The 20,914-nt window shown below is 52.2% G+C and carries 17 protein-coding genes and 1 pseudogene; 8 read left to right on the top strand and 10 right to left on the bottom strand.

Annotated elements, in window-relative coordinates; translation table 11 throughout:
* Positions 1-14: 14 nt before the first annotated feature.
* Together ICA16_RS19905 and ICA16_RS19900 are read left to right on the top strand one after the other, a co-directional pair.
* Positions 15-878: a hypothetical protein gene (locus ICA16_RS19905; RefSeq protein ID WP_228734204.1), complete on the top strand. Its 864-nt coding sequence runs from the start codon at positions 15-17 to the stop codon at positions 876-878.
* Between the two features lie 307 nt (positions 879-1,185).
* Positions 1,186-1,551, top strand: coding sequence for a histone-like nucleoid-structuring protein, MvaT/MvaU family (locus tag ICA16_RS19900; RefSeq protein ID WP_210701341.1), 366 nt, complete (start codon positions 1,186-1,188; stop codon positions 1,549-1,551).
* Between the two features lie 221 nt (positions 1,552-1,772).
* Here ICA16_RS19900 and ICA16_RS19895 read toward each other — a convergent pair whose 3' ends face one another.
* The 6 genes from ICA16_RS19895 to ICA16_RS19870 form a co-directional block, all read right to left on the bottom strand.
* Positions 1,773-2,504 (bottom strand): TRADD-N-associated membrane domain-containing protein, encoded by a 732-nt coding sequence (locus ICA16_RS19895; protein ID WP_210701340.1) that lies wholly within the window; start codon positions 2,502-2,504, stop codon positions 1,773-1,775.
* Positions 2,505-2,819: 315 nt separating this feature from the next.
* A complete protein-coding gene (locus tag ICA16_RS19890; protein ID WP_210701339.1) occupies positions 2,820-4,538 on the bottom strand; it encodes a hypothetical protein in 1,719 nt (572 codons plus the stop codon).
* A 311-nt stretch (positions 4,539-4,849) separates the two neighbouring features.
* Positions 4,850-5,482 (bottom strand): AbiU2 domain-containing protein, encoded by a 633-nt coding sequence (locus tag ICA16_RS19885; RefSeq protein ID WP_210701338.1) that lies wholly within the window; start codon positions 5,480-5,482, stop codon positions 4,850-4,852.
* A gap of 103 nt (positions 5,483-5,585) precedes the next feature.
* Entirely contained in the window at positions 5,586-6,947 is a 1,362-nt protein-coding gene (locus ICA16_RS19880) for an ATP-dependent nuclease (RefSeq protein WP_210701337.1), read from the bottom strand.
* Entirely contained in the window at positions 6,947-7,903 is a 957-nt protein-coding gene (locus tag ICA16_RS19875) for a reverse transcriptase domain-containing protein (protein WP_210701336.1), read from the bottom strand. Before ICA16_RS19875 ends, ICA16_RS19880 begins: the two co-directional genes overlap by 1 nt.
* Before the next feature lie 1,194 nt (positions 7,904-9,097).
* Positions 9,098-9,898 (bottom strand): hypothetical protein, encoded by an 801-nt coding sequence (locus ICA16_RS19870; protein WP_210701335.1) that lies wholly within the window; start codon positions 9,896-9,898, stop codon positions 9,098-9,100.
* Positions 9,899-10,068: 170 nt separating this feature from the next.
* On the opposite strand from ICA16_RS19870, the gene ICA16_RS19865 reads away from it, so the two are divergent.
* A complete protein-coding gene (locus ICA16_RS19865; protein ID WP_228734203.1) occupies positions 10,069-11,145 on the top strand; it encodes a PliI family lysozyme inhibitor of I-type lysozyme in 1,077 nt (358 codons plus the stop codon).
* Between the two features lie 106 nt (positions 11,146-11,251).
* Positions 11,252-12,658 (top strand): DUF2252 domain-containing protein, encoded by a 1,407-nt coding sequence (locus ICA16_RS19860; RefSeq protein WP_210701334.1) that lies wholly within the window; start codon positions 11,252-11,254, stop codon positions 12,656-12,658.
* 13 nt (positions 12,659-12,671) lie between these two features.
* On the opposite strand, the gene ICA16_RS19855 is transcribed toward ICA16_RS19860, so the two are convergent.
* Positions 12,672-14,534: a hypothetical protein gene (locus tag ICA16_RS19855; RefSeq protein WP_210701333.1), complete on the bottom strand. Its 1,863-nt coding sequence runs from the start codon at positions 14,532-14,534 to the stop codon at positions 12,672-12,674.
* Between the two features lie 96 nt (positions 14,535-14,630).
* Entirely contained in the window at positions 14,631-15,317 is a 687-nt protein-coding gene (locus tag ICA16_RS19850; RefSeq protein ID WP_210701332.1) for a hypothetical protein, read from the bottom strand.
* A gap of 374 nt (positions 15,318-15,691) precedes the next feature.
* Between ICA16_RS19850 and ICA16_RS19845 the strand changes: the two genes are divergently transcribed.
* Both ICA16_RS19845 and rimJ read left to right on the top strand, forming a co-directional pair.
* Entirely contained in the window at positions 15,692-16,063 is a 372-nt protein-coding gene (locus ICA16_RS19845) for a DUF6124 family protein (protein WP_210701331.1), read from the top strand.
* A gap of 271 nt (positions 16,064-16,334) precedes the next feature.
* A complete protein-coding gene (gene rimJ, locus ICA16_RS19840; RefSeq protein ID WP_210701330.1) occupies positions 16,335-16,922 on the top strand; it encodes a ribosomal protein S5-alanine N-acetyltransferase in 588 nt (195 codons plus the stop codon).
* Positions 16,923-16,984: 62 nt separating this feature from the next.
* Here the strand turns inward: rimJ and ICA16_RS19835 are convergent, their stop codons facing one another.
* Both ICA16_RS19835 and pmrG read right to left on the bottom strand, forming a co-directional pair.
* Entirely contained in the window at positions 16,985-17,818 is an 834-nt protein-coding gene (locus tag ICA16_RS19835) for a phosphatase PAP2 family protein (protein WP_210701329.1), read from the bottom strand.
* Positions 17,815-18,486, bottom strand: coding sequence for a lipopolysaccharide core heptose(II)-phosphate phosphatase PmrG (gene pmrG, locus ICA16_RS19830; protein WP_210701328.1), 672 nt, complete (start codon positions 18,484-18,486; stop codon positions 17,815-17,817). The genes ICA16_RS19835 and pmrG overlap by 4 nt, the downstream gene beginning before the upstream one ends.
* A gap of 251 nt (positions 18,487-18,737) precedes the next feature.
* Here pmrG and ICA16_RS28535 point away from each other — a divergent pair.
* Positions 18,738-19,799: pseudogene (locus tag ICA16_RS28535) on the top strand (methyl-accepting chemotaxis protein); the annotation flags it as partial.
* Complete coding sequence (locus ICA16_RS28530; RefSeq protein ID WP_411959666.1) at positions 19,794-20,657, top strand: methyl-accepting chemotaxis protein; 864 nt, start codon at positions 19,794-19,796, stop codon at positions 20,655-20,657. The pseudogene ICA16_RS28535 and the gene ICA16_RS28530, both read left to right, overlap by 6 nt.
* Positions 20,658-20,914: the final 257 nt, after the last annotated feature.

Raw genomic sequence — 20,914 nt, 5'->3', positions numbered from 1 at the left:
CAAGGACCATGAACATGAAAATGAATGAATTGAAACAGCAACGAGCCGCTCTGGTCGCTGAGCACGAAACCATCGAAAACAGTCTCTCCGCACTGGAAGCCGCTTGGCACAACGCGCCAAATAACTACAGCCCTGTTGGTAACATGATAGGAAGTCCTGAGAGGCGTGAAGCTATGGATCGACTCTCATCTGCCAAAGCCCGCTTACGAGCCATTCCATCCGAGATCGAGCGTATCGATAAAAAGATCGCCTACTTAGAACGGATGGAACAGGTTGACGAAATCAAATCGCAGTCGATCCAAAGCATGTCCGTAGCTGCTGCTGAGGTCGAAGCGCTGGAACGCACACAGTCGCACTTGAATGAGCGCCTTTTGACGATTCAGACGGATGCGGAGCAATCCCTGGAAAAAGCACAGCAAGCAGAAAGAGACGCTGCAAGTCTGTATGCAAGAAGTCTTGCGAGTGGCGATAGCGAAGGCGAAAAAGCAGCCAACGGCGAAATTCAGAAGGCAGCCAAGCAACTCGCAACCACAGATGAGCACGTTAGAAGGCAGGAACTCATCCTCGTGGCTTTACAGGAGGAACTTGACTCCCTTGAAACGCAAATCTCAAACGCCAAGCAGCGAGCAGACGACGCCAAAAAATCGGCCCTGAGCGCAGTAGGGCTTACGTTAGACGAAGAGTGGAATGCCGCCACGAATCACTTAGTAGCTATTGGTGCACGGATACTTGCCGTGGGCTACCAACAAGGGAACTCGGGATACGGTTTCTCCAACCTCGATGTACCTCGATTCGGTCCTTTTCATTCGGATATTCGTCGTGAAGAGCTTGCCACTGCTGCCCGAAATATCACATTAGAGGAACTGTTGGCAGCTTGAGCCCGAAATAGCCCGCCGACGCGGGCTGTTTAGAAACCCTCGGATTAAATAAATCATGATTACTACCATACAAAACAGCGCTAGCTGGACTGACACCCTGAAAGCGCGCAAAAGCTATTTGACGGCGCTGATGAAGGTCGTGGATATCAAAGCCGGAAAAGCCTCTAAAGTTTAGGTACTAACCGTCCACTTGATCAAGAGTGAAATGAACCTTATCGAAAGCCAGCTAAAAGGTCGAAAGTAACCTGAACTCTATGCTGTAATGCTATTCAGATAGATATCTTCAAAACTAAATCAGGAAGCAATAATGTCAAAACTTGCCGAATACCGTCAGCTAGAAAAACACTTGGCCGAACAGCTTCAGGCGCTGGAAGCATTGAAGAGTGACGGAGGCCTGAAAAAAGAGATCGAGTTTGAAACCAAGCTCCGTGAATTGCTCACCCAGTACGGCTTCAGCCTCAAGCACATCGTCAACCTACTAGACCCACAGAGCAGCGCACGCGGCCAAGCGCCCGTTCAAACAACAGGCAAACGCAAACCTCGCGAGCTTAAGACGTACAAGAATCCTCACACTGGCGAAGTGGTCGAAACCAAAGGCGGTAATCACAAGACACTGAAGGAGTGGAAAACCAAGCACGGTTCCGATGAGGTTGAAAGCTGGTTGAAAAAGTAAGATCGCCACATCTGAAAAAGGGCCCAGACGGGCCCTTTTTTTCATTTTAGTATTCCTGTTTTATCCACAACATCGGTCGATTGCAGCCCTTCGTGACAGATAGCAATCGGCTAGGAGCTGTCAGTCGCAACCCGCATACAACGGTCGATAGTTGTAGCTCAACATATTGCTGACAACATTACCAAGCGTGTCAGTTTAAAAATATTTCTTCAGGAAGCTTCTTACTCCGGCTTCGGAGGTAATTCCGGGGACCATACAGCAGCAGGCGACGTTGTATCTTCGCGAATAAGACTGGCAACTTGCATCAGCAAGTGCTGGTAAGCTTTTTGACGAAGTATAGGATCATCAATCTGATCTGCTAAACGTTGACCGGTAAGGACATGAGCATTGACAACAGGTTGTCGAAAGTAGTGGTTCAGTTGACTAAGAGAAAGGCGATGGACATCAAGAAATGTTTTTGTTATGAATGCTCCTACAGCGCCGCCTATTCCAGATATTGCAGAAGCTGCCGCTACATGCTCCCATCCCGGGTTGGTGAGTACGTGGAACCCCCCACCAACTACAAAGCTAAGCCCGGCAAGCATAGAAAATATGGCGAATATGAATGACCAGCCAGCTCTAGCTTGAGTTTCTGTTTGGTATTTTTCAATTTGTTTGCTGTAGAGATCGAAAAGACGACCAACTTGAAGAAGGTCTCGATTTTGCCTTATTAAACTATCGATATCACGAGCGCGCTGAGCTAACAACTCTGGAGACAGCTCGCATTCTGATGAATTTCCATCTAGCTCTTCCGATGGCAGTACATGATAAGCTTCCTTTTCGGCTTTCAATACAAGTTTTCGAGCTGCGCGGCTTTGAAAGTAATCGGCTAGCAACTTGAAAAATACTGTAATTATACCGATGAAGACCGCTATGAACTGAGATGACTTGACAAACTCCAGAAAAACATCCATTGACCTAGCATCCATTACCGAATAATAAAAATTTTTAGTCAAAAATTGAATTCAGCATACAATTTTTTCCTCGTTTTTGCTGGTCTTCCACTAGTCAAATGCTATCAAGTGCCTGTCTCCCGCACAACAGGATTGCCTGAGTTAGGTTAATAACCGCCCTTCCCGAAAGCAATCATCGACTCAACATGAACGCTAATACGATCAGCCCCCAATTTAGTAGGCGGTTTGAGCGTCTGGCGTTGGCTGAATTCTACGGGTCATGACAGGCGGATCTCGGCTAAAGCAGACACCCAATAAACAGTTCGCCGCCAGGAATTATTCAGCACCATCGCCAGTAATGGAGCTAGGTAACAAAATATCCGCTCCGTGGATTGGCGTGTCTGGATCAATTTCTGCTTCCAACTGCACGAGGCGTTGATGCCCTGGATGGCTTTCCACTGCAAGCGCGACCATTTTTCTACATTGATCCATGTCCCCTATTAGACGGAAGCGCTCCGCCAGATCCAGTGATACTGCCGCCTCAAACAACCTTGGAAAACGCAGACCGGTAGGCTTTCCACGTCGCTTGAAATAGCTTTCCAATACCTGCAGATGAACCTCCAAAGGCCAACTGGCCACCTTGCCTAAGATGGTATTTGTGATAAGCGCTTCCGCCGAAGGCTGTGAAAGCTCTTTTTGAATAAGCTTGTTGATCGATTCAGATATTGGTGCCCGACTACTCTCTGGCACAACTCCATTGAAAAGCACATATAGAGCAAGATACGGCAAGCGGAGATTCTTTTTGGCGCTTGGCAGGAGCTCCGCCACCGGGATCAGAACTGGCCGCAAATCCGTTAGGGATGCCCCTTCTTCACTCAACGCACAGGGTAAAAATTGCTCTAAAAACCCTTCAAGCTTGCGTCGACCGGCGCTGATCACATCTCCCTCAGCGTTCGCAACCCAGTACTCCGGTGCCATCTCTATCCGGATTACTCCGGTACGCTCCAAGACGTACTCATGTTCCTCGCGTTCCAACGAAGGTTGGCTTTTGATGAATTCAATGATCACATTGCGCATCAAACGAGATAGTCCTTGAAGGGTCAAGAACGTTACACGTTCGTGCAATGCGGTCTCACTATAGCCGTGACCCAGAACAACTGCGTCCGGGAGCTTCTTTAGCTGGTGCACATACTTGGATCGTGACTGATAGGCCATTGCCAAGACTTCTGTGAGGTCTGAGCGCGAGAGAGCCTGATTCACTAGTAGTGAAGCTTCGCGAAAATAACTGGGAGGGGTATGGGATATAGCAAACTCACGAAACCGGCGCGCCAAAGCCGTATGCTCCACCCTTAATAGTGCCCCCCTGACCCGCTGCGCGAGGCCTTCCTCGGCACCAATCAACGCCTCATCAACCGCAAGTCTCTTACGCTCATCATAGGACTCCCAGTCACTCTCATGCTCATCGAAATCCTGGGCTAGAGACTCAACTGAAGCGACTAACAGGGTGTAAGCCAGCTCCAAGTCATCGGCGATACGATGCATACCATTTATGTAAGTCCGGATCGCACGCATGACGCAAAGATATGTGTTGCGAGGCAATCCAATCAGACGTGTAGTGAACTCCTGCAGGAATGCTATTTCCTCTGGCTTGCACCATAGTTCGGAATCGAAGAAGCGACGTACAAATTTTTGCGGAGCCGCACGAGTGGCTAAACCTTTCTCGCCACTCGTCAAACGTCGTGCCAGATCAATATCCGGAGTGCATACGCAATTCAAAGCAAAAGATGCCACAACGGCAAAATCATTCAGATACGGTTCGACACATGATGATAAGAGCACACCTGGTCCACGCTCTTCGGCCTCCATTCGCTCCACCAACTCATACACGAGAACACGAGGGTGAATCGAGTAACTGGTAGACGGTAAAAGTTTACCCACAGCCGTTTCTACCGCATTTTCTTTCGGAAACGTAGCATTGGTGTAAAGCACTCCGCGCAGCAAGTTTTCCCAGCCTACGGGGCGACTAAAGAGCTTTCCAGTGGCGATCTGAAGCATATGTTTTCCTTTTTTAAATCTTGCAGCTCAGCGATTCCATAGACACCAATCATGCAGCCATTCCCCACATCGCTGCAACCTACACTTCCCATTAGGATGTACCGCCGTACGAGTGTCCAATAGATGCATTTCTATGAATCACTTATACGCCGCAATATGCCTATAGCTGCCCTTCGCAATACGCAGCGACCTGCCAAAGGCAACCGATTATGAAGGTTGCTTCCATCTTTGAAAGATATTCATCATGAGGAAGTTAGATGGCCAGATTTATTTTGCTACCGCAAATTACGGCGATCGGTCTTAGCGCACAATTAGATAGTGTTTTCTACGGCGCTGTCACCTTGTAGCCGCTCTAGCTTACGTAACTTTTGTATTAGCAGCCTTGCGCCACTATCATCGACGAAGCGTTCATACAAGACAGTGGTCTCTCTGAAATGGTTATCTAGATGATTCATGACATCTCTCAGTGCTGCGAGCATATTTTCAACTGTGGTTCTACTGATGCCACTCAGAGGATTGGAATTTCGGTTACTGAGATAGTTATGATCTTGATGGGCGATACGTTTATTGCGATGCTCGCGAGCAAACGCTGTCGCCGCCACTGCCTTAGTGCAGAGATCCTGCACCTCCGTCTTTACCGCATAGTCAGTTATTAATAGGGATAGCGACTGCACGGTTAGATTCTTAAATTTTCCTGATCCCGGTGGATCCGTCATTCGTGACACGCCAAGAAGTACACTATCCCAGAGTTCGTCTTGTACTATTTTAAAGAATAACCCCGCCGTTCTGTTGAGTAGCTGAACCGTATCAGTTGTATTTCCGAAAAGCTGTCGGTATTGCTGCCAGAGAATATGAAGCTCCACAAGCTCTACATAAAGTTCGTAGAAATCAGCCCCAAGCTCTTGCCCCATCGCTGAAATATAATCAGCTCGCACTTCATCCATGGATCTGGTCACCATTGAGTACACCCTGAATACTATTTGGCTACACAACTACCGATCTAGCACATCGATTTATACCGCTTCTTGCCCTCTGCAAGCCCCCGGCCTACCCTAGAGACGAATCGAGCCCGTAGGCGTTCGGACGCGCGAGAAAATCTGCCAAAATATCGCAGACAACCTTTGTTTCGTCCGGATAAATCTCATTCAAATAAATATACAAGTCTTGATCAGAGACGCCGTGAACCAACTTAATCGCCTTTCGGAATTGTTTATTATTTTGCGGCTCCCTATCAAAAGGGGAGCTTAGAGAATATTTGCCGCTCTGATAATCTTCAAATACCTTTTTCTCTATACTAGGAAAGGGTATGCAGTAAGTGTTTTTTTGACGCTCGTTTCTTGAGCCGGCATAATCTCCATCCAAAATTGCTATGACATGATCTCCAGGCCCAAAAAAACCTTCCGCCACATTCTTTCGAAGCAACTGTACAACGTTATCGCCGCCACCAACCGGTATTATCTGAAACGAATAAAAAATTGGTATTTTGTGAGTGGCGATTAAAAATTTAAAATAACCTTCCAGCATAGGATCTTCGGTAAGGATATACCGATCCCATCCTGAAAACCCAAATAGAACTGACTTAATATAATTATAAGATACGAGCTTTGTTTTTATAGCACCATCATCACTGTACATGTAGTAAAGCTCTTCATCCAGCATTGTGCGCATGATAGCCATTGAATGCGTAGTGAAGACAACGTTAACCTTTTCGTTTTTGCAAAACCTTCTGAGCCAGCCTATAAGTCGACTCTGGGCTGCAGCATCTAAAGAAATATCAATTTCATCTATTACAATAAGTCGAGATGCGCCCTTTATTTTTCTATATAACGAAATTAAGAAAAACTCTCCCGAGCTAAGATGATCTTCCCTAACATAGCGATCATTCTCTAGCGGAATAATATAATAGCTATTTCTTCCGACTCTTACTTCCTTGAGGGTGGCGAATTTATCATCACAGTACACATCAGATAGTAGCGCAATTAGCTCAGAAGGCGTGTAATACTCTTCAAGCATAACTGCTGTTCGAATATCATTATCTGCGGAGCTTATGCTTTGAAAGGTATTAAATCGCTGCCCCCATGGCATAGGTAGTTCTACTTCGATTTGCTTTTTAAGGTCTATCGGAAAAACTGATTTACTGTTGAGATCTTGGAGATTCTCATCATACTCAAACTTGTAGTCTACACCATCACAATTGTATACGATTTGACTGCCTTTCTTTATTGCTCCGGGCTGAGCCATCTTAGAGAAAGTATCAGCGACCTTAACATTTCTTATTGATTTTATCAGCGTAGTCTTTCCAACCCCATTCTTCCCTACTATGCACATCAATCCATTTCTACCGAGATCAAAATCAATGGAAAGATTATTTATATGCTGAACATTATTGAGCTCGATATGTAATAGCATCAGGACCCCACCGAGACATGTATAACTCTGTCCACCGCAGTGGCCCCATACTTCCTTCTAAGCTTATCCAAGAAACTCGGATCTACTGTATTTATATAATTTAGCTGACCTGAGAATTTCTTTAGCGCCTTGTCAAAATCACTTTCTTTTAAAAAAGAAATAAATTTATCTTTGTCGTTAAGCAAGCAATACATTGCGGTTTCAGAATGTTTTTTCAATCGCCCATCAACTGAAACTTTTCCATTGGGCAAGATTGCAACCCCAAGAATCCTAATTTTCTCGCCCGGACGTAAAAATTTGGTTTTTCCGGTATTTAACTTTATTTGACCTTCGAACTCGCAATTCAACAACTCTATTATCTTGGGAGCAATAAGATGCATTTCATCTTCGCCACCACCGGAAATTATCAAGTCGTCTGCATATCGACTGTAAATGAAGTTATTTTTTTTACACCAATCAAGGAATCTCTTATCAAAACTATAAAGACAGGCATTGCTTATTGAAGGTGATGTCGGATATCCAGGAGGTAGTACGTCATTAACGGTAACCATATCCAGTATTCTTTCCAGCCACTGCTCAATATCAGATATAGGGCAGGTATCTAATGCAGACAAAATAGATTTACGGATCGTACTCCGACTAATACTTCCAAAAAAATTCTCTATGTCGGACTGTAAAAAATATCTGTTAGCACTATGCTTTTCTACTGCATTTACAACGTTCACGCCCTTTCTATACGAGAACACCACATCACTCTCTACAGGAAGTCGATCGAACAAGACCCTACTTAAAAATCCAAGATATTGTTTTAAAAGCTTATCAGGACTATAAACCACACGCCCGTCATAATCCTTCTTCGTATAGGCGGAATTAACATCAATTTCTAAAAAATCGGCAAACCTCTGCTTATCTCTAAACATTGCAAAAAACAATTGTTCTAGCGGGCGTTTATTCATAGCTCATTTTGCCTATCAACTGGGCGATACGCAGCATTCATAGTGTTTTAAACGATACTAGCTGATCTTCCGAGAAAAATCGAGAAAGTCCTCTCTTAACGTGGCTGCAGAGTCATGTAGGCAACTTAAAGAAAATCGATAGCGCTGAATTACAAAAGCATAGCGTATAAAAGTTCGGGAAATGAGCTTCGCGCGGGAATTCGGTCGAATATTGGGGGGGGAGAGAGGAGGCGGAGAGGCGGAGGCAAATTAGCTTAAGCTGAACCGGGACTTGATAGCCCTTACTATCTGTGTAGGCCAATGCCGTTTTGCTCAGCATTAACCCACACAAACGTAAGACGGAGACTAGACACCTGTAGAGGCCAGCATTCCAAACCGACTGGAGGTACTCCTAGTCACTGGCATGAAGAGACTATAAGCGAGGCTCTCTCTGTAGACAAGCCCATGCTAGGGAAAGCTAGTGATATAGGCTAGGTAAGATGCAGCCACTGCGGCTAAACGATACCTGTTTCAGGTAGATGTACCGCCCTACACACACCGGTGCGTCAGCTGTTGACCAGAAAACTGAGACAGGACAGCAGCTATTGGCCGAAAGCAGTCTTTGCGACTGCCTGAAAATTGCTGACACAAGTGATGGCCTGATGCCAGGTGATTACCGACGGCTAACCATTACTTACGGTCGGTCAGCCAGTTGGAGCGCCCGGCTCTCATCTGAGACTGTTACACGACTTGACTCAGTTACACGCTTGAAAATTGGTGTGTCAGATCGGTGTAACTCAAACAAAACTCAATAAATACAATATCTTACTGATTTTTGTTACACCAGTTACACGAGTTACACCACATTTTGAACAGATACGAGCCCCGCTCCCCGGCAGCACCAATCCCTCCAGCGGACTTCAGGCGCATCTCCCGCGTTCTGCCGGGGCCCCTGAGGTTTTCATTGAGACACGGGGTCGGAAACCCGCAGGACCTTGTTAGCGGGAGAACTCCCAGCTTAGTGAACAGGTGAACCCGGTGAACTGCCGGTTCACCTGTGCATTTGCCCTATGGAATGACCTATCTGAGGTGACCATTACCGAAACGGTAATGGTGGTTGTTTTTCGATGTGTTTCTTTCAATTTCAATGACTGAAATTTCAGTAACTCTTGAGTCCTCCCACTAACGAAGCCCCGCGGGTTTCCGACCCCGTACCTATGCCTTTTCTCCAGGGGCCCCCGCCTGATTCGCAGCAGCGGAAGCGGGCGCATTGGCATCGGAGGAAAGAAAACTGCAATTTGCGAGTGCGAACGTAGACGTAGCATCTAAAAACTCTTCGACTTTCGCTGCACGATTGCGTACGCGGACAACCCATTCGCGGGTGAGCTTTCGGTAAGCTCTTTCCCTCTCTTTTTTCCAGGACAAGCCGCTCGGTGTCGTGGAGAGAGCATGAGCGAGAAATACCCTATCGATTGCCTGATCTTTAAAACGCTGATGGTGATGGACTGAGTTCCTGGCGCGAAGCTCCGAATCAAATTCCTTATCGAACGACTTTATAAAACGACCAATTTCAATCCGATGACTGGGTAGGGCACGATCGAGAGCGTTGAGGTAATTCTTGAGCCGCTCTCTGAACTCATAAAATCGGCCAAAATACATCTCGCAAACATTCGTGATGTGGTCTGAGTAACTGATTGGCAAGCCGTGGAAAGGAAAGCGTCGAAAGTAAAACTCACAGTCGCTCAAAACGTGAACTGTCTGGTGTAGACCTAGATACTGGAAGGCGACGTCGTACTGCCTTTCCATATCATCGGAAAAAGTAAAGTCCCCTAGAGGCTCACGCTCCTCATCTGTCAGCCAATCGTCATCGAGCAGCGTCCGGTTGAATCTTTGTGTATTCCACTTTTTCCATCCCGGATAGTCGTCAAGCCGCTGAATCCACTTAAAGACTGCTTCTATCATCTCTTTGTTGTTCGGCAGCGTCGTGTGCCTGCCATGACCGTTCCAATTAGTCATTTGTCCAGCCCCTGCCTTCCGTCGCCAAGTGATGCTCAGAACCTCAATTTAAACGTTTCTGTCAGGCCGTGGATGCACAACACCCCTCAGCTTGTATCCCTATATGTATCCCAACCATGCGGCTCGACCAGCAAACCCAATAGAAACAGGCATCTGGCCGCCTAGTTCAAATGCCCCCGGCCCACCAACTCAACAACAAAGCCCGCCCAGTGCGGGCTTTGTCGCATCTGAAGATCGGGATTGATCAACAGCCCCGTTGGACGCGCGTGCCGCCCCGCATCTATGCTTCGGAGCACTCTGGCAATAACCCAAGGAATCTCATGAACATCTGGCTCGGCGCCGCACTGGCTGCTCTACTTTCACTGTCTGCCCACGCCGCGACTACCGAAATCTCGCCAAGAATCCAGCTGGTCAACTACAAAAGCGGCCACGGCAGCGTGCAGTTCAAACAGTCGATTAAGGGCTATAAAACGGCGGAGTACAAAATCAACGCCAAGGCTGGGCAGATACTGACCGTGGACTTCAAGCCCACCAACACGTCTGCCTACTTCAACATCACCGCCAAAAACTCCGATTACGCCCTGTTCAACGGCTCGATGATGGGCAATCACTTTCTCGGTTCGCTGCCCGCCGATGGCGAGTACACGGTGCAGGTCTATCTCATGCGCAATGCTGCCCGGCGAAATGAAGTGGCCGATTACGAGATCTCACTGATCCTCGCCAACGGCGACGCTGTGGATAACAACCCGGCATTCGACCAGAACCTGGAATTGCAGGGCATCCACTTTCATGTAAAAGCGGATCAGGTCGACGGCAAATCCATCGTGCGCATCGAACCCAAGGGCCTGGAAATCGACAACACGGTGCAGACCCGTCCGCTTAACGGCAACATCGTCCGTGCCGAGATTGGCGATCTGAATAACGACGGCTCACCTGAGATCTACGTCTTCACTCGCACACCCGGGCGCGGTATGCCGGGCGAACTGATCGCCTATTCCGCCAACAACAAAAAATCCCTGAGCGAAATCTATCTGCCGCCCATCAGCGAAAACCCGAAAATCGCCGACGGATATCAGGGTGAAGATTCATTTGCCGTGGTGGAGAACACGCTCGTGCAGCGCTTCCCTGTTTACAACAGCGCCGACGCGGGTGCCGGCCGGACGGGGAAGATGCGGCAGGTTCAGTACAAGTTGGTGGCGGCAGAAGCAGGATGGATTTTGCGTGAGGACAAGGTGACGGAGTATTGAGCGAGACGCTTTTCCAGTCGACAAGACAGAGCACGCTGCAACCTGGCGGATAAACCCCAAAAGCGCTTCTACACTCACAGCGCCCACTCCGCCAGAAAACGCCGCCATGAACACCCTGAAAGACCGTATGCAACTGGGCAAGGACGCCCGCAAGAAATGCCCGCGCAATGCTCAAGCCTCCACGGGCAAGATGAATCGCGACCCGATTCCGCTGATCAAGGCGTCAAGTCAGGGGCGTGTCGAGTCGCTGGTCGAGTTGCGTTACGGGCGCATGCTGGAGTCGCCCTTCAAATTCTTTCGTGGCAACGCGTTGTTGCAGGCTCATGATTTGTCGGGCACGGCGAACATGGGGCTGGTTTCGCCGATTTGTGGTGACGCTCACTTGCTGAATTTCGGTGGGTTCGCCACGCCTGAACGCAATCTGCTGTTCAGCCTCAACGATTTCGATCAGGCCCATCCCGGTCCGTGGGAGTGGGATCTGAAACGGCTGGCGGCAAGTTTCGTGATCGCTGCGCGGGACTTGCGCCATGGTGAATCGGTCGAAGAGTCAGTCTGCCGCGACATGATCGGTGCCTATCAGGCAACGTTGTTTGAGTGCGCCGAGCAAAGCTCAATGGAGACTTGGTACGAGTCGATTACCCACACGGATCTGCTCGCGCAGGCGAGCAAAAGTACGCTGGAGCATGTGGAGCGCGCCATCGAAAAAGCCGAGCGGCGCACTCACGTCCAAGGGCTGCCAAAGATCATTGAGCGCGACGCCCATGGGCGTCTGATGATTCGCGATGACTTGCCGGAAATTTTCCATCTGCACAAAAAAACTACGTTGCTGGATGCCGAGGATGACTGGCTGCGGTTGGCCGATTGGCGGCCTCTGTGTGACACGCTCATGCGCGAATATCGCGGCACGCTGCAACCCGACCGTCGCGAACTGTTGTCGCGTTTTCATGTGCAGGATCTGGCATTCAAAGTGGTCGGCGTGGGCAGTGTCGGCATGCGGTGTCTGGTGGTGCTGTTGAGCGACGATCAGCAATTCCCGCTGTTCCTGCAATTCAAGGAGGCGCGGCGCTCAGTGCTCGCTGACTACGTCAAAAGCAAATCGCGGGTGCGCCACGAAGGTCAGCGCGTGGTTGAAGGTCAACGCTTGATGCAAGCGGCCAGCGATCTGTTTCTGGGCTGGACCACCGGGCCCAATGGTCGGCACTTCTCTGTGCGGCAATTGCGCGACATGAAGATTTCCGCCGAACTGGAAACCTTCGATGTCGAGACTTTTGCTGCCTATGGCCGGGTTTGCGGACGCGCCCTGGCCCGCGCGCATGCCAAAGCGTCCGGGCTCGCCGCGCAGATCAGCGGCTATATCGGCAAGGGCGATGCGCTGGCAGATGCCTTGCTGAAATACGCGAAAAGTTACACCGCGCAGAACGAAAGCGACTTCGAACGCTTTCAGATAGCGTGTCGCAAGGGCCGGTTGCAGGCACGTACGGAGGCTGATTTCGCTGCCGATCACGTGCCTTGAGCCGAAACCACTTCTACCACGACACCGCCTGTGCAACTTGATCCGCTTCAGCACTGGACCGACTATTGTCCGTGACAGGAGCCCGCAGCATCGACCTTTGTTCTTTGCGATCGACGATCCAGAACGTCATTTTCGTCGGTGTTTTACGCACGGCACCCGAGACAGGTTTTTTGCTGGAATGATCTTGTTCTTCCGGCAGCGGTGCCACCTCGAACTCCCACTTCTGGCCGATTACCGAGACGCCTTCATGCACAGCCGACCGGGGTGAGAACTTAGCCTTACGTATACCTGCGGCTTGCAGCCCCAGAGTTTTCGACATGAAGGAACGAAGCGTCAGTTCCAGCTCCTGCTCGGAGGATTGTGGCATGCCTACTGTCAGGCCGATTTGTGCCCCGCTCTGCAGGTTTTCGTAGTAGAACCGCCCGTGTGTGTCCGGACGTAGACGGTAGTCACCCACGCGCAAGGGCAAATGCACGCCTTGGCGGTTGTTGACCAAGGCGTTTTCATCCTTCGGCACTGACCAGCCCAACGTTGCATCACTTTCCTGCCATTCAATCAGTTTGCGATTCAGTGCCACGGCGTCTTGGCTTCGTCCTTGGCGATAGGCGATGTCGGCGGCGTAATCCAGCGCATTGCGATAAAGAACATCATTGATGAAGGAATTCTCCCAGGCAGGCACGGCCAGACCCAGCGCTCGGCGGGCGGCGTCGAAGTTTGCGCGCCGATATTGATCCACGCCTATGTAAGTCTGCATCTGCGCAATCTCTTCCGGGAAATGCGCATCGGGCAATGCCTGCTCCGCCAGTTCAGCAGCCTTGGCTACGCCATTCGCAAGTGACGCGGCCACCTCGATATTCCGAATCTGCTCGGCCAGCGGTCGCTCACGAAACAGCGGCGGCGCACTTTGCCATTTCAACGCGGCAAACAATTGATGCATTTGCTCAGTGGCTTTGGCCTCGTCGTGTAATCCAAAGGTGACATCGATGTCCATGCGCCAGTCACCACGAAACGCCAGCCAATGAACATTGAGGCATTCCTCGCCTTCACATACCGACTGCTCTCCCCGCTTAAAAGAAGTCAGACCGTCGAACGAGAGATCGGGCATTGCCGTTTCGAGTGCGCTTGGCTTGTGCCGCTTAAGATAGGCATCCGCCGACTCTTGCCGCTCGGCTGCGCTCTGCTTGCGTTGAGCTTCGTCATAAGACAGGGCAATCTCGGCACTCAGGCGGCCGCCCGGCAACTCCTGTGTATAGAGAACAATAGTGTTGGAATCGCGTTTTTGTGCTGGCTCGAATTTGGTCAATTTCCACTGCCCCAGCATGAGGGGCATCGAGAAGTCAGCGAGGTCGTAGCGCAAGCGCGGTTCATCCGGCAACATGCGCCATAGACCGGGATCGGGACTGACGACCGCGAACAGCTTCCCTTGCAGGCGTGCGACCTCGGTTCTTTCACCCGCCATCATGCTCGCTTCGATGGCCTGACCCAGCCTGTGCGTGACTCGACTGTCGCGCCTGCTGGACCTCCCGCTATCGGCAGCTTGTTGCTCCCAGTGCGCAATCTGCTCTTCTGCGGCGCTGCGGGCCTCGTCGTATCGGGCCTGCTTGTACAGCAGATCAATCAGCAAGGCTCCAGCGTCAAGTTCTGTAAAGTCGAGCCCACCCCTTTTGCGGCCGGCCAACATGGCCGCTCGGGCAGCGTCCGAGGCCTGTGCCAACGAGCCTTCGCGGTTCAGGCGTTGCGCCTCGCGCATCAGTCCGGCCGCGTCCGGCATTTGCGTCTGCGCATTTACGTTGGGCGTAGACCAAGCGGCCATGTTGGATACCAACAGGAGCGCGGCAAGAAAATGCCAGTGCCGGTTTGTTAGTGAACGGTTCATCTTTTCTCTCTGACACGTTTCTTATGGACGCAATCCAAAGGCATTGGAAGGTGCACAGTTCGGCATACGCGTGGCACTTGAATCACAACGCCTGATTTACCGAGGCCGTTTCACCTGCCATGTCTTTATGGCGGGGTCTATCGGCAACCCGTTCTCTATTTCGGTCGGCGTTTGGCTGAGCGTCATACCGTTGCCACAGAACGCCGTGAATACATCTAGATTGAAACTGTAGAAGTCGATACTCGTTACCGTTTCACAGGCATCGCTCGCCACTATTTTTCGAGCGAATTTGACTCTCGACGACTGATAGGTGTCGTACCAATCTTTGAAATAGGCTTTGGACCGGGTCGCCGACGCGCCAGGATTGAGGATATGGCTGGCAACCCGGGCGTCGAGAGGGCCAGATGAGAAGCTTGAGTAGGGTTGGATATCTTCGGGATCAACGGCATAAAGACGGGCATCACCCAATCGCATGTTGAGCCTTACCACTTTCAATTCATCCTCTTGCGGATAAACCTTGTAGACGACATCCAAAGGCCCCAAAAGAGGACTCGAAGAGCGCTTACCCGTATAGATGAACTTTTCGTTTTTTTTCAGACTGAAGCGCTCAATTATCGAGTCGATGCGGTCAAGCCGCTTACGCTCTTCGAGGTCGCTCTGCGCAATCGCGACAGGCTTCAGATTCTTCAAGTCATCAGGGACCGGCATTACCTGAATCTGAACTTGCGCCTCGGCGCTACAGACTGCCGTAGCCAAGACCAAGGGAATAACCTGATTCAACATGCTTTCTACTCCTTGTAGAAAAATCTTCCGGGTGTTGCGACGCCTGATAGATATCAGAGGGAGATCCGAGCAGCACGCCAGAGAGGTCCGCCCTGACGATCGCCGCAGATGATGACTGCACGCAAAGCATCGCGCCATCAGTTCTTTGCAAAATATTATCAAAGAAGATTTCAGCTTATTCACGACCCGGCAGTTACTCTTCACGGCCCTCTTTTCCTACATTTCACGTCCTAGGAAATTTCCTTCAACACGCGTCGACTTTCATGAACTGGTGCACCGATTTCCACGGCGCTACCCTCCACGCTTCGCTGCCATCCAGCGGGCGGTTTGCCAGGCCGCATCCGCAGAGATCGTCCACTCCACGGAGCTACGTCATGAAAAAAATCACCCGACTCACGCTTGTCGGTCCGGTCCCGGCCGACGCGCAAACGCCCGGCCAGAAAACCCACGCCAGCGTCACCGGCTCAAACCAACGCAAACCCCGTCGTACAGTGCCGCTCAAGCAAATGTTCAGCGTGCGCGAAGATGTCGACACGATGACCCTGCTCACACATGCCAGTGACCTTCTCGAATCCCTCGCGCTCATCAGCGCAAACTTTGCGGATGAGTGCGACGGCACCCAGCGCCATGTTGCGGTGGCAATCAAGCAGTTGAGTGCATTGGCCGAGATTGTGGTTTGCCGGGCACGGGATCAAGTTGTGCAACAGGGGTCGCCCACCTCACCGCCCCCTGAAGTGCGCCATTGATGGCTGAAGTGGGCGCGGACCGACCGCTGATCAGACCGGGTCGGAGCAGTTTATCGAGATGAATTTTTCTTCACTGCTGCGGCCCAGCCAACGCTGTAAAGTCCGCTCGCTCATTCAAGAAACTACGGTTCGCCCGCGGCTCTCCCGCGGGCTTTTTTTTGCCTGTTGTTTGGCTTCGAAGCGAAACAGGCTTCAACAAATCACAACCCGTTTGTATTTTCCCCCGCACCGGGCAATTCTGTCCTTTGACAACCCTTGCCCGGAGCGCCCGATGTCGTTGTTGACCCTGCCCTGCCAACGCCTGAAGCTCGCCATCCTTGCCCCGGATCAGGCAGAACTGGAAAGCGATTTCTATCAACGCAACCAGCGTCACTTGGCGCCGTGGTCGCCAATCCGTACGACTGACTATTTTTCCACCGCACAGATTCGCCGCCGTCTCGAAATCCAGGCCAGCGCCTTCGACGCCGGGTTGGCGATGCATTTCGCGCTGCTGAGCGTGGACGGCCAGCAAATGATCGGCGCCTGCAATTTCAGCGGCATCATTCGCGGGGCGTTTCAGGCGTGTTATCTGGGGTACCACATCGATCAGGCTCAGCAAGGTCAGGGCCTGATGCAAGAAGCGCTGGAAACCAGCATCGGCTACATGTTCGAGACACAGAACCTGCACCGGATCATGGCCAACTACATTCCTGGCAACGAGCGCAGTGCACGGTTGTTGGAGCGACTGGGCTTCGAGCAAGAAGGCTATGCCAAGGCGTATCTGAACATTGCCGGACGTTGGCAGGATCACGTGCTGACTGCGCTGGTCAATCCGGGCTTTGAAGCTCCGGATCAGCGCTGGTCACGACGTCTGGCATGAGATTCACAAACTATTCAACATTGGCGATTTATGGTCGGGCGGCACGCTGATTCAGTCGCGGCTCAATTGAACGGCATTTCCAGCCCTGACGGGTTTTGGGCAGGCAGACATTGTTCATGTTTCTGCAACACAGGTCTCTCCAACCGCGCCCGCCCGTAAAACGCCAGCGCCGTCAGCAAACACGCCAACCAGACAAAGATTGCGGCCCAGAACGTGTGGGACATGTAGTGCCAGCCCTGCAGAACTCGCGTCGTGCCGTAGATGAAACCCAGCAACAACGAGCCCCACAACAAGGCACTGGAAAAGCGCCACCGATACCGGCGGCCCACAAAGTACAGCGCCAGCATGGTGAAGCCGCCGGAGGCATGCCCGCCCGGCCAGCAGCGGCCACTTCCGGCTTCATGGAACAGCTGGAAATTGCTGTACCACTCGATGTGAGCCATTTTGCCGCCGTACAGCGTTGTCTCGATCGGGCAGTAAACGCTGGTGTGGGATTTGAGGAAATGGATCACGCCCGTGCAGACCGCAAAAGCGACCACCACAAACAGAAAATCCCTACGGTGATCAGTGGTAAATCGCAGCACGGGGGCGACTTTGCTGCGTTCAAGAAATGCGCCAAGTCGCGGATGCTTCTGCGGATTGACCAGCGGCCAGACCACCGACAGCATGGCGCCGATCAGGGCAATCTCGGCGGTCCAGTTCGGAATGATCCGCGCCCATTTGTGAGTGATCTTTTCGAACAGGTGAATCTTGTCGAGCGGGAAGGTCTGGGTCAGCGGATCGAACAAAAGGTTGCTGAAGGCGATGTCGATGCGGGTCATGTCGAACAGTAAAAACACCAGCGCCGCGCATGCCAGCGGGATGCCGAAGTTGTACGCGTAAAAACGAGAATTCATTGCGTGGTCACCGTGCGCCAGTCGGAGGCCTCAATAAAGCCGAGCATCTGTGGAGCCGCCGGGTTGGCAGCGGAAACAAACAACGAAGCGCCGTAACCGAGGTCGGAGCCCGCTACTTTCAGATCTTTTTCCAGTTGTTCCATGCACTCGCTGTGCGTCACCAGAATCAGGTTGCGACCGGCGATCTTGTGGGCAAGCGCATCGCGCAACATGCGGCCCTTGCAGTTGATCAGCCAGTCGTCGCCAGTGGCGGCATGATTGAACATGTAACCGGCGGTCTGCACGGTACGCATTGTCGGGCTGTTATAGATATCGGCGTTAGTCAGACCCAGTTGCTCGAACTGCGCGCCGACGCTAACCGCTGAACTGCGAGACCGATCGGTGATGCCATCATGGCCACTCAGACACGGCGCCCTGGAGTGATCGCAGCGCTCGACGTGGCGCACCAGCACGATCATGTCGCCCTTGGCCCATCCCTGCGCCAACGCCCGCGCGCCGGCGATGTTGCCGTGGGCAAGGTCCGGCACTGCCGCCGGTGCGAGCAGCCACAGGGTCAACGGAATCACCAGCAGCGATGCCGCCAACACCACCCAGGTGTTTCGAAAACGCGCCAGACCACTCAGATTGATCGAGCGATTGACGCCAAACAGATTCAGTCTCAATTCCACAAAAGCCGCCTCGCCAGCATGCATCACTTGTCATTTGATGCGACAAAGCTACCGACGCCCGCGTGGGCAGCCAGTGAAACCCATGTGAAAAAATTCTTGGGATGGCTTGTTACAAATTCTGTCCGACAAAAACCTTTCAGCTCTCGCGTTTGCTGCCGATACAGACCTGCTAACACCCTTGCTGGCTCAAAAAACAACAATCTTCCAGCTTACCGACGATCAAGAAACACAAGTTTCTGGAGGATATTGTGATGAATAGCTGGTTCGGCAACATCAGCGTGAACATGAAACTGGGCCTGGGCTTCGGCCTTGTCCTGGCACTGACCTGCGTTCTGGCACTGACCGGCTGGACCAGCCTGGGCGGCCTGATTGACCGCAGTAACTGGATGAGCGACATCACCCAGCTCAACTCCGGCCTGACCAAACTGCGCGTGGTGCGCCTGCAATACATGCTGACCAACGGCGACGAAACCGCCGCGCAGAATGTGCAGACCACCCTCGACGGCTTCGCCGCGCAACAGCAGAAGCTCATCAGCAGCTTCAAGAGCCCGGAAAACGTCAAACTGCTCAAGGCGCAGGCGGCGACCATCGCCGAGTACCAGACGTCCCTGAACAAAATGCGTAACGCGTATCGCACCGGCAACACTGCGCGCGACACCATGGGCGTCAACGCCGATACCGCATACAACTTGATCGAATCGATCAGCAAGCGCGTTCAGCAAATGGACATGAGCGAGCAGCGGTTCGAGCAGTTCCAGGCCATCAGTGCCGCAAAGGAAGCGTTCATCCTCGCACGCTATGAAGTGCGCGGTTACACCGCCACCACCAACGCCGAAACCGAGCAGAAGGCCATCGGCCAGATCGACGTGGCGATCGCCAGTCTCAAACAGCTGAACGTGCATTTCGCTGATACTCAGCAAGATGCCCTGCGTCAGCTGGAAACGGCGTTGACCAATTATCGCAGCGCGTTGATGGCTTATAAAAACGCCAACAGCGAAGCCGTGCAGGCGCGTAAGGAAATGACCGATCAGGGCGCCACCATCGTGACCCTGAGCGAGCAGCTGTATCAGATTCAGCTCGATCGTCGCGACATCGAAAGCGCTCAGGCGCGTACCTTCCAGTTGATCAGCACCCTGCTGGCCCTGCTGGTTGGCGTGATTGCCGCGGTCATCATCACCCGTCAGATCACCCGCCCACTGCGAGAAACCCTGGCCGTGGTCGAGCGCATCGCCAGCGGCGACCTGACCCAGAACGTTACCGTTACCCGCCGCGACGAACTCGGTGTGCTGCAACAAGGCATCGCGCGCATGGGCGTCACCCTGCGCGACTTGATCAGCGGCATCCGCGACGGCGTGACCCAAATCGCCAGTGCTGCCGAAGAGTTGTCGGCCGTTACCGAGCAGACCAGCGCCGGTGTAAACAGCCAGAAGATCGAAACCGATCAGGTCGCCACCGCCATGCACGAGATGACTGCCACCGTGCAGGAAGTCGCGCGCAACGCCGAAGAGGCTTCGCAAGCAGCCGCTGCGGCTGACGGCGAAGCCCGTGAAGGCGACAAGGTCGTGAACGAGGCCATCACGCAGATTGAGCGTCTGGCCAGCGAAGTGGTGCGTTCCACCGAAGCCATGAGCGTGCTGCAACAGGAAAGCGACAAGATTGGCAGCGTCATGGACGTGATCAAAGCCGTCGCCGAACAGACCAACCTGCTGGCACTCAACGCCGCGATTGAAGCGGCACGTGCCGGTGAAGCCGGTCGTGGTTTCGCCGTGGTCGCCGACGAAGTCCGTGGTCTGGCTCAGCGCACGCAGAAATCCACCGAAGAAATCGAAGGCCTGGTCGCCGGTTTACAGAACGGTACGCAGCAAGTCTCGGCAGTGATGAACAACAGCCGCGCCCTGACTGACAGCAGCGTCGCCCTGACCCGCAAGGCCGGTGCATCGCTGGAAAACATCACCCGCACGGTGTCGAACATCCAGTCGATGAACCAGCAGATCGCCGCCGCTGCCGAACAGCAAAGCGCCGTGGCCGAAGAGATCAGCCGCAGCATCATCAACGTGCGCGACGTGTCTGAGCAGACTGCCGCCGCCAGCGATGAAACCGCCAAGTCCAGCGTTGAACTGGCGCGCCTGGGTGGTCAATTGCAGCAGATGGTGAGCCACTTCCGCGTTTGAAGTTGATTTCGCGCTGAAGCAATAAACCAATCGCGGGCAAGCCCGCTCCCACAGGGTTCTGAGTCGTTCACAAATGTTGTGTTCGACTCAGAACGTGTGGGAGCGGGCTTGCCCGCGATTGCGTTAGAACAGACACCTCAGAATTTCCCCGCCTTATGTAGGAGCTGCCGCAGGCTGCGATCTTTTGATCTTGTTTTTAAAACCAGGATCAAAAGATCGCAACCTGCGGCAGCTCCTACAGGGGATGTTGTGTGGCG

Origin of the sequence: Pseudomonas anatoliensis (assembly GCF_017976235.1) — a bacterium.
Classification (GTDB): Bacteria; Pseudomonadota; Gammaproteobacteria; order Pseudomonadales; family Pseudomonadaceae; genus Aquipseudomonas; species Aquipseudomonas anatoliensis.
Note: the sequence above shows the minus strand (reverse complement) of the source record. Positions and strands in the feature narration are given on the sequence as shown.

What these genes read in the sequence shown, in the direction of transcription:
- ICA16_RS19870 (WP_210701335.1), bottom strand. Translation starts at nt 9,898, where the DNA reads ATGACTAATTGGAACGGTCATGGCAGGCACACGACGCTGCCGAACAAC.
- ICA16_RS19875 (WP_210701336.1), bottom strand. Translation starts at nt 7,903, where the DNA reads ATGAATAAACGCCCGCTAGAACAATTGTTTTTTGCAATGTTTAGAGAT.
- ICA16_RS19900 (WP_210701341.1), top strand. Translation starts at nt 1,186, where the DNA reads ATGTCAAAACTTGCCGAATACCGTCAGCTAGAAAAACACTTGGCCGAA.
- rimJ (WP_210701330.1), top strand. Translation starts at nt 16,335, where the DNA reads ATGTCGTTGTTGACCCTGCCCTGCCAACGCCTGAAGCTCGCCATCCTT.
- ICA16_RS19850 (WP_210701332.1), bottom strand. Translation starts at nt 15,317, where the DNA reads ATGTTGAATCAGGTTATTCCCTTGGTCTTGGCTACGGCAGTCTGTAGC.
- ICA16_RS28530 (WP_411959666.1), top strand. Translation starts at nt 19,794, where the DNA reads ATGGGCGTCACCCTGCGCGACTTGATCAGCGGCATCCGCGACGGCGTG.
- ICA16_RS19865 (WP_228734203.1), top strand. Translation starts at nt 10,069, where the DNA reads ATGCCCCCGGCCCACCAACTCAACAACAAAGCCCGCCCAGTGCGGGCT.
- ICA16_RS19905 (WP_228734204.1), top strand. Translation starts at nt 15, where the DNA reads ATGAAAATGAATGAATTGAAACAGCAACGAGCCGCTCTGGTCGCTGAG.
- ICA16_RS19885 (WP_210701338.1), bottom strand. Translation starts at nt 5,482, where the DNA reads ATGGATGAAGTGCGAGCTGATTATATTTCAGCGATGGGGCAAGAGCTT.
- ICA16_RS19835 (WP_210701329.1), bottom strand. Translation starts at nt 17,818, where the DNA reads ATGAATTCTCGTTTTTACGCGTACAACTTCGGCATCCCGCTGGCATGC.
- ICA16_RS19880 (WP_210701337.1), bottom strand. Translation starts at nt 6,947, where the DNA reads ATGCTATTACATATCGAGCTCAATAATGTTCAGCATATAAATAATCTT.
- ICA16_RS19860 (WP_210701334.1), top strand. Translation starts at nt 11,252, where the DNA reads ATGAACACCCTGAAAGACCGTATGCAACTGGGCAAGGACGCCCGCAAG.
- ICA16_RS19890 (WP_210701339.1), bottom strand. Translation starts at nt 4,538, where the DNA reads ATGCTTCAGATCGCCACTGGAAAGCTCTTTAGTCGCCCCGTAGGCTGG.
- ICA16_RS19845 (WP_210701331.1), top strand. Translation starts at nt 15,692, where the DNA reads ATGAAAAAAATCACCCGACTCACGCTTGTCGGTCCGGTCCCGGCCGAC.
- ICA16_RS19855 (WP_210701333.1), bottom strand. Translation starts at nt 14,534, where the DNA reads ATGAACCGTTCACTAACAAACCGGCACTGGCATTTTCTTGCCGCGCTC.
- ICA16_RS19895 (WP_210701340.1), bottom strand. Translation starts at nt 2,504, where the DNA reads ATGGATGTTTTTCTGGAGTTTGTCAAGTCATCTCAGTTCATAGCGGTC.